The following is a 9,846-nucleotide window of genomic DNA, read 5'->3' on the forward strand; positions in this document are numbered from 1 at the left end:
TACGCATAACCAAACACCTCAGATTTGGGCGCTATCATAGCGCCCGATTGAAGTGTCCAAAATCATTAGGCCAGTTCAGCTTGCCCCCGATTGCGGTTTTTCAGTCGATTAATGTCTGACTGACATACCGCTATCGGGGGCAAGCCCCCTCCCACATTTGATCTTCAGTGTTTGGAAGAATGGGTTTCACAGGCATGAAAAAGGCGACCCGAAGGTCGCCTTTTGTCATTGCGCGTACTGCTTGCTCAAACCCGGCGGCACGCCCTGTACGTCGGTGTCTTCCCATGGGCCGTTGGGGCTGATGGAGCGGCTCCAGCCGTTGCTCCAGCGGTAGTAGGTGCGCTGGCGGTAGAAGGTGTCGGGCTGGTCGTCCAGCACGTACACCTGCATCTTGCCGTCCCAGTGGCTGGCGGCGCCCGGTGGTGGGGCGAAGGTGGGCGATTTGGTCGGCAGTGGCTTCGGCGGCGGGGTCACCGGGCCCGACGGCTTGGTGCTCGGCTGGGTCGAAGGGCCTGACGGCGGGATGGTCGGGCCGGTCGGCGCGGGAGGTGGGCGGTGGACCGCACAAGCGCTCAGGCCCAATACCAGGCTGAGCAGGGTGATGCGTGCAAATGCGGTCATAGGCGTTTCCTCGAATTACTTGTCCGGACTGTCAATGGTCAGCTGCTGCAGGGCAGTGGTGGTGCTGGCCAAGGGTTGGCTGCGGCCGATCCACTCGCCAGTGGTCGGTTGACCGGCCCGGGATATGCGCGCAACCAGTTGGACTTCAGGGAAGTTGGACAGTTTCAACTGCGGCATCATCGCGTCGGCATCGCCCAATTCGACGGTGACGGGCAGTTCGGCGACGGTGACGCGCTTGGCGGCCAACGGCGCAGGCGGGCCGGAGACGGCGCGGGCAAAGATGAAGACGCTGTCGGTTGGCAGGGCCTTGGCCTTGACCTCAGCGGACAGGTCCACGCGGACGCTCATCACGGTTTTTTGCGCGACGACGCCACCGCTTTCTTTCAGTTTCTCGGCAGCGCGGTCGATGCCACCTTGCAGCGCGACACGCGAATTGTCTTGCGGTGGCAGTTGCGCCAGCAGGCGGCTCCAGTAGTCGATGGCTTCTTGATAACGCTGGCCTTCGAACGCGGCGATACCGAGCAGGCCGAGGCTGGTGACTTCTTTCGGGTCCAGCTTCAAGGCTTCGTCGGTCAACGCCTGGACCTTGGGCGACCACTGTTTGTTGTCGGCAAAGTACTGCGCCTGGGCCCATTGCCCCAACAGCTCCGGCTGGCGTCCGGCCAACGCCACGGTCCGTTCGAAAACCTTGGCGGCATCGGCGGGACGGTCCTGGGCCATGTAGGCGCGGCCAAGGAAGTACAAACCTTCCGCCGAATCCGGCTGCGCGGCGGCGGCGCGTTCCAGGCGCTGGGTCATGTCTTCCATGGACACCGGCGGCTGGGAGAATTCGCGGGTCAGTTCAACCTTGTCGCTGGCGCCGAAGTGCATATACAGGCCCAGGCCGAGCACCGGCACGAGGACGGCGGCGAGCAACGGCAGCGGTTTGTCCAGGCGCGATTCGCGGGGCTTTTCCACGCCTTCGGTGTCGGCCAGCAGCTCGCGGGCGGCTTCGGCGCGACCGGTGTCGAGCTGCGCGGCGTTGAGCACGCCTTCGTCCTGCTGCACTTGCAGCTCGGCCACACGCTCTTGGTAAAGCGCCACGTTCAGCGCGGTGCGATCCTCTTCACGCTGGGCACGGCGGCCGCGCAACACAGGGATCAACAGGAAACTCAGGGCAATCAGAAGCAGCAAGCCGGCTGCGAGCCAGAAATCAATCATCAGTCTTGGTGTCCAGCAATTGGTCGAGGCGTTGGCGCTCTTCGGGGGATAGCGCGTCGGAACCATCGGTAGGCGCGGCGCGGCGACGGCGGACGATCACGGCCATGACGACCACGCCGGCCAGCAGCAGCCCGGCGGGGCCGAACCAGAGCAGCGCGGTCTTGCCGGTGAGGGCCGGTTTGTAGCGCACGAAATCACCGTAGCGGTCGACCATGAAGTCGATAATCTGCTGGTTGTCCTTGCCCTCCCCCAGCATGCGGAAGATTTCTTTGCGCAGGTCGGCGGCGATGGGCGCGTTGGAGTCGGCGATGTCCTGGTTCTGGCACTTGGGGCAGCGCAGTTCCTTGGTCAATTCGCGGAAACGCTCGCGGTCACCGTCCTTGGCGAATTCGTAAGTGTCGATGGCGGCGTGGGCCACCCCGGCCAAGCCCAGCGCCAGCACGGCAGCGGCTAACAAGCGCTTCATGGCTTGGCCTCGTCGACCAGCGCCTGGTACTTGGCGGCCAGTTGCTCGCGCCACACCACTTCGTCGATCACGCCGACGTATTTGTCGCGGATCACACCCTTGGCGTCGATAAAGAAGGTTTCCGGGGCGCCGTACACGCCGAGGTTCAAACCGAGGTTGCCGTCTTCATCACGAATATCCAACTGGTACGGGTTGTGGAACTCCGCCAGCCATTTCAAGGCCGCCGCGTTGTCGTCCTTGTAGTTGATGCCGTAGATCACCACGCCCTTCTCGGCCAGCTTGTTCAGCACCGGGTGCTCGACGCGGCAGGAGATGCACCAGGTGGCCCACACATTTACGAGCGCAGGTTTCCCAAGAAGATCAGCTCTCGTAAGTTGCTTAGTGCCCTGCACGTCTGCCAGTGAAAATTCGGGAAACGGTTTATTTATCAGCGCTGAGGGCAATGTAGTGGGATCACCCTTTTTAAGCTGCACAACTACAATCGTGGCGAACGCGCCAAGTACTGCTGCTATCAAGCCCACGACTATCCAACGCTTACCATCAATACTCATCAGCTAACCCCTTGAGCGGTCAAACCAATCGCTTCACGCACCCGGCTCTTGACCTTGACCCGATACCTGCGGTCCAGCGCCGCGAGCAAACCACCAAAGCCGGTGAGCAAACCACCGAACCAGATCCAGCGCACGAACGGTTTCACATGCACGCGCACGGCCCAGGCGCCATCGCCCAGGGGCTCACCCAGGGCCACATAGAGGTCACGGGTGAAACCGGCATCGATGCCGGCTTCGGTCATCATCGAGCTTTGTACGGTGTACAGGCGTTTTTCCGGGTGCAGCACGGCGATCTCTTTACCGTTACGGACTACCCGCACGGTGCCTTTGTCTGACGTGAAGTTCGGCCCTTCGAAGTGCTTGGCGCCTTCGAAGATGAAGTGGTAACCGGCCAGGTCCATGGACTCACCCGGCGCCAGGCGCAGGTCGCGCTCGGCACTGTTCTGGCTGGACAGCACCACGCCGAGGGCGCACACGGCGATGCCGATGTGGGCGATCTGCATGCCCCAGTAGCTGCGGGTCAGGGTCGGCAGGCCTTTGATCAGGCCTTTGTGGCGGGTCTTGTCGACGATGTCACGCACACCGGCCAGCAACACCCAGGCGGCGAGCAGGAAGGTGGCGAGCACCGCCCAGTTGAAGTCGCCATAGGCAATCCCGGCGACCACGGCCAGGGCCACGCTGCCGAGCAGCACCGGCATCAACATGCCGGCCAGCCATTTGACCGGGGTGTCCTTCCAGCGCACCAGCATGCCGACCGCCATCACCACCATCAACAGGCCCATCAACGGAATAAACAACGCGTTGAAATACGGCGGTCCGACGGACAGTTTGGCGCCGCTCAGGGCATCCAGCACCAAGGGGTACAAGGTGCCGAGCAGGATCATCGACGCGGCCACCACCAACACCAGGTTATTGCCCAGCAGCAGGGTTTCCCGCGACCACAGGTTGAAGCCGACCTGGCTCTTGACCACCGGCGCGCGCAGGGCGAACAGGGTGAGGGAGCCGCCGACCACAAACAGCAGGAAGATCAGGATGAACACGCCGCGCTCCGGGTCGGAGGCGAAGGCATGCACCGAGGTCAACACGCCCGAACGCACGAGGAAGGTGCCTAGCAGGCTGAGGGAAAATGCCGCGATGGCCAGCAGCACGGTCCAGCTCTTGAACACGCCGCGTTTTTCGGTGACGGCCAACGAGTGAATCAGTGCGGTACCCACCAGCCATGGCATGAACGAGGCGTTTTCCACCGGGTCCCAGAACCACCAGCCGCCCCAGCCGAGTTCGTAGTACGCCCACCACGAACCGAGGGTGATGCCGATGCCGAGGAAGGCCCAGGCGACGATGGTCCACGGCCGCGACCAGCGCGCCCAGGCCGCATCGAGGCGCCCGCCGAGCAAGGCGGCGATGGCGAAGGCAAAGGCCACGGAGAAACCGACGTACCCCATGTAGAGCATCGGCGGGTGCACGATCAGGCCGATGTCTTGCAACAGCGGGTTGAGGTCGTGACCGTCCGCCGGGATCTGCGGCAGGATGCGGGTGAACGGGTTGGAGGTCATGATCAGGAACAGCAGGAAGCCGATGCTGATCATGCCCATCACCGCCAGCACCCGTGCCAGCATGACTTGCGGCAACTGGCGCGAAAACACCGACACCGCGAAGGTCCAGCCGCCGAGGATCAACGCCCACAACAGCAGCGAACCTTCGTGGGCACCCCACACCGCGCTGAACTTGTAGTACCACGGCAAGGCGCTGTTGGAGTTATTGGCCACATAGGCGACGGAAAAGTCGTCGGTCATAAAGGCGTAGGTCAGGCAGCCAAACGCGAACACCAGGAACGCACACTGGCCCCAGGCGGCCGGCTGCGCCAGGCTCATCCACAGGCGGTCCCCACGCCAGGCACCGAGCAACGGCACCACGGCCTGGACGATGGCAAAGCACAGGGCGAGGATCATCGCCAACTGGCCCAGTTCCGGAATAAACAATGCGGACGTCATCACTTAGCCCTCCTTGGCAGGGGTTGGCGCGGACTGGCCGCTGTCCTTGAGGGCTTTGGTCACCTCAGGTGGCATGTATTTTTCGTCGTGCTTGGCCAGCACTTCATCGGCCACCACCACGCCGTCGGCGTTAAGCTTGCCCAGGGCGACGATGCCCTGGCCTTCGCGGAACAGGTCCGGGAGGATGCCGCGATAAGTGATGGTCACGGATTTGCTGAAGTCGGTGACCACGAAGGTCACGTCGAGGGAGTCGCCGGAGCGTTTCAGCGAGCCCTTCTCCACCATGCCGCCGGCGCGGATGCGCGTGTCCAGCGGCGCTTCGCCGTTGGCGATCTGGGTCGGGGTGTAGAACAGGTTGATGTTCTGCTGCAACGCGCTCAAGGCCAGGGCCACGGCAATGCCGACGCCGGCCAGGATGGCAAGGATGATCAACAGACGCTTTCTACGCAGCGGATTCACTTTTCAGTCTCCCGGCGCAGACGACGCGCCTCTTGTTGCAGGTAACGCTTGCGGGCCAGGATCGGCGCGGCGACGTTAAGGGCCAGCACGGCCAGGCAGATGCCATAGGCCGTCCAGACATACAGGCCGTGATGGCCCATGGCGAGAAAATCACTGAAAGAAGCAAAACTCATCCACGCGCTCCCAGGCAGCTTTGCACTTCGGCCTTGACCCAACTGGCGCGGGCTTCACGCTTGAGCACTTCAAGGCGCATGCGCATCAGCAGCACGGCGCCGAAGAAACAGTAGAAGCCCAGCACCATCAGCAGCAACGGCGCCCACATTTCCACGGGCATCGCCGGTTTTTCGGTGAGGGTGAAGGTGGCGCCCTGGTGCAAGGTGTTCCACCACTCCACCGAGTATTTGATGATCGGGATGTTGATCACGCCGACAATCGCCAGCACCGCGCAGGCCTTGGCGGCGCTGTCACGATTGCTGATCGCGTTGCCCAGGGCAATAAGACCGAAGTACAGGAACAGCAGGATCAACATGGACGTTAGTCGCGCATCCCACACCCACCACGAACCCCAGGTGGGTTTGCCCCAGATCGCACCGGTGACCAGCGCCACGGCGGTCATCCACGCACCGATGGGCGCGGCGCATTGCAGCGCGACGTCCGCGAGTTTCATCTTCCAGACCAGGCCGACGACGCCGCACACCGCCAGCATCACGTAGCAGGACTGGGCCAGCATCGCGGCAGGCACGTGAATGTAGATGATGCGAAAGCTGTTGCCTTGCTGGTAGTCCGGCGGCGCGAAGGCCAGGCCCCAGACAAGGCCGATGCCGATCAGCAACACGGCGGCGATGCTGAACCAAGGCAGCAGTTTGCCACTGATGCCGTAGAACCATTTGGGCGAGCCGAGCTTGTGAAACCAGGTCCAGTTCATTGCTGTTTCTCACGGTTGCTTCTCGTCATTGCGAGAAGCGTAGGGTCTTTCTTATGTTGAAGAGCTGACAATGTCGCTGGGTCAGACCTCATTATTCGCCGACGCTGATCTTCAGGCCGGCGGCGATAGCAAAGGGTGTCAGGGTTACCGCCAGGGCGGTCAGGCTGCCAAGCCACAGGAGGTAACCGGTCGCCGGCATGCCCATGAGCGCGGCTTGCAACGCGCCGCTGCCCAGGATCAGTACCGGGATATACAAAGGTAGAATCAACAGGGCCAGCAACAGGCCACCCCGTTTCAAGCCGACGGTCAACGCGGCACCCACCGCCCCCAACAGGCTGAGTACCGGGGTGCCGAGCAGCAGGCTCAGCAGCAGGATCGGCAGGCATTCGCTGGGCAATCCCAGCATCATCGCCAGCAGTGGCGAGAGCAAGACTAGCGCCAAGCCGGAAAAAGCCCAGTGTGCCAGTACCTTGGCCAGGACCAGAAGTGGCAGAGGGTGCGACGAAAGGACCCACTGTTCGAGGGAACCGTCTTCGAAATCACTGCGAAACAGCCCGTCCAGCGAGAGCAGGACGGACAAAAGGGCCGCGACCCACACCAGCCCCGGCGACAAGGTTTGCAACAGTTTAGTCTCGGGGCCGACCGCCAACGGGAACAACGCAATCACGATGGCGAAGAACACCAGCGGGTTGGCCAATTCGGCCGGACGACGGCACAGCAACCGGGCTTCGCGGGCGACCAACAGGGCGAACACACTCATACCGACCACCGGCCCAGGTCGAGGTCGCGGTAACCGACCGGCATGCGCACCAGGCTGTGATGGGTGGTGAGCACCACCTGGCCGCCCTGCTCGCAGTGCTGCGCCAGGTGTTCTTCCAATTGGGCGACGCCTTGCTTGTCGAGGGCGGTGAAAGGTTCGTCGAGAATCCACAGCGGCGGGCCTGGCAGATAAAGACGCGCCAGGGCCACGCGGCGCTGTTGGCCGGCGGACAGGGTGTGACAGGGAACGTCTTCGAAACCCTTGAGGCCGACGGCGGCCAGGGCCTGCCAGATGGCGGCGCGGGTCGCGGGATGATGCAGGGCGCTGAGCCAGCTGAGATTTTCTTCGGCGGTGAGCACGTCCTTGATCCCGGCGGCGTGGCCGATCCAGATCAGGTTGCGCGCCAGTTCGGTGCGTTGTTCGTTGAGCGGCTTGCCGTTCAGTCGGACTTCACCGGCCGTGGGCTGCATCAAGCCGGCCAGCAGGCGCAGCAGGCTGGTCTTGCCGCTGCCATTGGGGCCACTGATCTGCAGCATGTCGCCGCCCGCCACACGCAGGTCGAGGTGCTCGAACAGCAGACGCAGGTCGCGTTCACAGGAGAGCGCTACGGCTTCAAGAAGAGGGCTGGTCAAGAGATCGCGGGCCTTTACGGTTCAAGTCGGCGGTGCAGCGGCCGTTATAGAAAGAAGCACAATAACGGCTTTGGCGACCGATTTTAGAGAGCTGGATCAAATAGTTGTGAGGTTTTTACCGCTCTCTTTGCAGACGGGCGGCATTATACATGCGATGCCCTACGCTAAAGAGGGCTATTTCCCCAGAGACGATGCGCACGATGACCGGCGAGATCAACCTTCCTACGCTTCCTCCCACCCCGGCAGCCGGGCAAAGCCCTGCGCCTGCGCCTGGGGCACTGCTGAAACTGCTGGAGCCGCAGACCGGGCTGATCGAACCGGGCAAAACCGTGAACGCCGAGGTGCTCGCCCTGAAACAAGGCGGTGAGGCGTTTCAACTGTTGCTGAAGCTGACCCTTGACGGCGGCCGCCAGACGCTGGTGCAAGCCAGCAGCGCACAACCGTTGCCGTTGGGCAGTAACGTGGCGGTAAGCCAGACACCCGCCGGCAACTTGACCATCAGCCTGCAACAAGCCTTGAGCGCCAACGTGGCCGCCCTCACCCGTATCGACACGGCGAAGATGCCGGAAGGCACCCTATTGCAGGCCAAGGTGCTGACCACCCAGGCCCTGCCCCAAGGCACGGCGCAGCCCGCGATCTACCGTTCGTTGGTCACCGTGCTCAATAGCGCCTTGGCCGGCGCGACCTTGACGGTGGAAAGCCCACAACCCTTGCGCGTGGGCAGTTTGCTCAGCGCCGCGGTGCAGAACGCGCAAACCCTGAATTTCGTGCCGCTGAGCGGGCTCAAGGACCAATTGGCCGTGACCCAGCAACTGGCGACCCAGCAAAGTCGCCAGGGCTCCCTGGATGCGGTGTTCACTGCACTGCAGAACCTGCCTCGGGGCGATAGCACCTCCGCCGACCTGCGTGCCGCCGCCGACCGCTTGTTGGCCGCCTTGCCCGACCTCGCACAGGTGAGTAACCCCAAGGTGCTGGCGCAGGTGATCCAGAACAGCGGGGCCTTTCTTGAAGCCAAATTGCTGGCCGGGCAAAACCCGCAAGTGCCGCCGCTGGATATGAAGGGCGCGCTGCTGCGCCTGGTCGCCGATCTGCTGCCCGCCCTGCCCGCCAGCACCAACCTGAATGCCATTCTTGCTGCCAACACCCTGGCCCAGGTGCTGCCCAACTTCGTGCGCAGCCCGTTGGGCACCCTCGGTCAGGTCGGCGCGCGGCAGGCGCCGGTCAGCTTCCCGCTGCCGGAGCGGCTGATGGCGAAACTGGAGGGCGAAGGCGACCTGGAAAACCTGCTGCGCCTGGCCGCCGGGGCGATCTCGCGATTGCAGAGCCATCAACTGTCGAGCCTGGAACAGACCGGCACCACCGCCGACGGCCGCTTGCAAACCACCTGGCAGCTGGAAATCCCCATGCGCACCCTGCAGGACATCGTGCCGTTGCAGGTCAAGTTCCAGCGCGAAGAGCCGGCGCCGGACAAGGACCAGCCCGAACGCAAGGACAAAAAAGACCCCAAGCAGATGCTCTGGCGCGTCGAATTGGCCTTCGACATGGAGCCCCTGGGGCCGCTGCAGGTCCAGGCGCAACTGAGCCAGGGCAAGCTGTCCAGCCAACTGTGGGCCACCCGGCCGTTCACTGCCAGCCTGATCGAAAGTCATTTGGGCAGCCTGCGCGAGCGCCTGGTGTCGTCGGGCCTTAACGTCGGCGATCTGGACTGCCACCTCGGCACCCCGCCCCGCGGGCCGAAAACCGGACTGGAACAACGCTGGGTGGATGAGACCGCATGAAGAGCCCCACTCCCCCACGCCAGGCGATTGCCCTCAAGTACGACGGCCAGCAAGCGCCGACCCTGACCGCCAAGGGCGACGATGCCCTGGCTGAAGCCATCCTCAAGTTGGCGCGGGAAAATGAAGTGCCGATCTATGAAAATGCCGAGCTGGTGAAACTGCTGGCGCGCATGGAATTGGGTGACAGTATTCCGGAAGAGTTGTACCGCACCATCGCTGAGATCATTGCGTTTGCCTGGACCTTGAAGGGCAAGTTCCCGATGGGCTATGACCCGGATGCCGGGCCGGTGGAGCGGGATGTCACGGAGCGTGGCGACGATTACTGAATAGCCACAGGCATATACAGGTTCAAATGTGGGAGGGGGCTTGCACTAAGGCTTTTTGTAGGAGCGAGCTTGCTCGCGAAAAACTCACAGGCGCCGCGTTCATTCAGGAAGCACGCGTTATCGTTGACGTTTTTCGC

General features: G+C 63.0%; 12 protein-coding genes. 2 read left to right on the forward strand and 10 right to left on the reverse strand.

What is annotated here, in order from left to right; translation table 11 throughout:
- Window positions 1-225 precede the first annotated feature (225 nt).
- The 10 genes from J1G35_RS30050 to ccmA all read right to left on the reverse strand — a co-directional run bounded on the left by J1G35_RS30050 (window position 226) and on the right by ccmA (window position 7,605).
- A complete protein-coding gene (locus tag J1G35_RS30050; RefSeq protein ID WP_074844687.1) occupies window positions 226-621 on the reverse strand; it encodes a hypothetical protein in 396 nt (131 codons plus the stop codon).
- Between the two features lie 15 nt (window positions 622-636).
- Complete coding sequence (ccmI, locus tag J1G35_RS30055) at window positions 637-1,821, reverse strand: c-type cytochrome biogenesis protein CcmI (protein ID WP_223016817.1); 1,185 nt, start codon at window positions 1,819-1,821, stop codon at window positions 637-639.
- Entirely contained in the window at window positions 1,814-2,287 is a 474-nt protein-coding gene (locus J1G35_RS30060; protein WP_053130594.1) for a cytochrome c-type biogenesis protein, read from the reverse strand. Before J1G35_RS30060 ends, ccmI begins: the two co-directional genes overlap by 8 nt.
- Complete coding sequence (locus tag J1G35_RS30065) at window positions 2,284-2,838, reverse strand: DsbE family thiol:disulfide interchange protein (RefSeq protein ID WP_065882439.1); 555 nt, start codon at window positions 2,836-2,838, stop codon at window positions 2,284-2,286. The genes J1G35_RS30060 and J1G35_RS30065 overlap by 4 nt, the downstream gene beginning before the upstream one ends.
- Window positions 2,838-4,829 carry a heme lyase CcmF/NrfE family subunit gene (locus J1G35_RS30070; protein WP_223016818.1) on the reverse strand — a complete coding sequence of 664 codons (1,992 nt, stop codon included), beginning with the start codon at window positions 4,827-4,829 and terminating at the stop codon, window positions 2,838-2,840. Before J1G35_RS30070 ends, J1G35_RS30065 begins: the two co-directional genes overlap by 1 nt.
- Window positions 4,830-4,832: 3 nt before the next feature.
- Entirely contained in the window at window positions 4,833-5,288 is a 456-nt protein-coding gene (gene ccmE, locus J1G35_RS30075; protein ID WP_053130608.1) for a cytochrome c maturation protein CcmE, read from the reverse strand.
- Window positions 5,285-5,461, reverse strand: a complete 177-nt coding sequence (gene ccmD, locus J1G35_RS30080; RefSeq protein WP_003172771.1) for a heme exporter protein CcmD — start codon at window positions 5,459-5,461, stop codon at window positions 5,285-5,287. The genes ccmE and ccmD overlap by 4 nt, the downstream gene beginning before the upstream one ends.
- Window positions 5,458-6,213 carry a heme ABC transporter permease gene (locus J1G35_RS30085; protein WP_053130610.1) on the reverse strand — a complete coding sequence of 252 codons (756 nt, stop codon included), beginning with the start codon at window positions 6,211-6,213 and terminating at the stop codon, window positions 5,458-5,460. The genes ccmD and J1G35_RS30085 overlap by 4 nt, the downstream gene beginning before the upstream one ends.
- A gap of 91 nt (window positions 6,214-6,304) precedes the next feature.
- Complete coding sequence (gene ccmB, locus J1G35_RS30090) at window positions 6,305-6,973, reverse strand: heme exporter protein CcmB (protein WP_003172769.1); 669 nt, start codon at window positions 6,971-6,973, stop codon at window positions 6,305-6,307.
- Window positions 6,970-7,605 carry a cytochrome c biogenesis heme-transporting ATPase CcmA gene (gene ccmA / locus J1G35_RS30095; RefSeq protein ID WP_223016819.1) on the reverse strand — a complete coding sequence of 212 codons (636 nt, stop codon included), beginning with the start codon at window positions 7,603-7,605 and terminating at the stop codon, window positions 6,970-6,972. Before ccmA ends, ccmB begins: the two co-directional genes overlap by 4 nt.
- Window positions 7,606-7,805: 200 nt before the next feature.
- Here ccmA and J1G35_RS30100 point away from each other — a divergent pair, with 200 nt between their 5' ends.
- Together J1G35_RS30100 and J1G35_RS30105 are read left to right on the forward strand one after the other, a co-directional pair.
- Window positions 7,806-9,383 carry a flagellar hook-length control protein FliK gene (locus J1G35_RS30100; RefSeq protein ID WP_223016820.1) on the forward strand — a complete coding sequence of 526 codons (1,578 nt, stop codon included), beginning with the start codon at window positions 7,806-7,808 and terminating at the stop codon, window positions 9,381-9,383.
- A complete protein-coding gene (locus J1G35_RS30105) occupies window positions 9,380-9,709 on the forward strand; it encodes an EscU/YscU/HrcU family type III secretion system export apparatus switch protein (protein WP_223016821.1) in 330 nt (109 codons plus the stop codon). Before J1G35_RS30100 ends, J1G35_RS30105 begins: the two co-directional genes overlap by 4 nt.
- The last annotated feature ends 137 nt before the right edge of the window (window positions 9,710-9,846 follow it).

The organism is Pseudomonas sp. SH10-3B (assembly GCF_019891415.1).
Lineage (GTDB): Bacteria > Pseudomonadota > Gammaproteobacteria > Pseudomonadales > Pseudomonadaceae > Aquipseudomonas.

Excerpts from the sequence above, each read along its gene's own strand:
- J1G35_RS30050 (WP_074844687.1), bottom strand. The coding sequence starts at position 621 with ATGACCGCATTTGCACGCATCACCCTGCTCAGCCTGGTATTGGGCCTG.
- ccmI (WP_223016817.1), bottom strand. The coding sequence starts at position 1,821 with ATGATTGATTTCTGGCTCGCAGCCGGCTTGCTGCTTCTGATTGCCCTG.
- J1G35_RS30060 (WP_053130594.1), bottom strand. The coding sequence starts at position 2,287 with ATGAAGCGCTTGTTAGCCGCTGCCGTGCTGGCGCTGGGCTTGGCCGGG.
- J1G35_RS30065 (WP_065882439.1), bottom strand. The coding sequence starts at position 2,838 with ATGAGTATTGATGGTAAGCGTTGGATAGTCGTGGGCTTGATAGCAGCA.
- J1G35_RS30070 (WP_223016818.1), bottom strand. The coding sequence starts at position 4,829 with ATGACGTCCGCATTGTTTATTCCGGAACTGGGCCAGTTGGCGATGATC.
- ccmD (WP_003172771.1), bottom strand. The coding sequence starts at position 5,461 with ATGAGTTTTGCTTCTTTCAGTGATTTTCTCGCCATGGGCCATCACGGC.
- J1G35_RS30085 (WP_053130610.1), bottom strand. The coding sequence starts at position 6,213 with ATGAACTGGACCTGGTTTCACAAGCTCGGCTCGCCCAAATGGTTCTAC.
- ccmB (WP_003172769.1), bottom strand. The coding sequence starts at position 6,973 with ATGAGTGTGTTCGCCCTGTTGGTCGCCCGCGAAGCCCGGTTGCTGTGC.
- J1G35_RS30100 (WP_223016820.1), top strand. The coding sequence starts at position 7,806 with ATGACCGGCGAGATCAACCTTCCTACGCTTCCTCCCACCCCGGCAGCC.
- J1G35_RS30105 (WP_223016821.1), top strand. The coding sequence starts at position 9,380 with ATGAAGAGCCCCACTCCCCCACGCCAGGCGATTGCCCTCAAGTACGAC.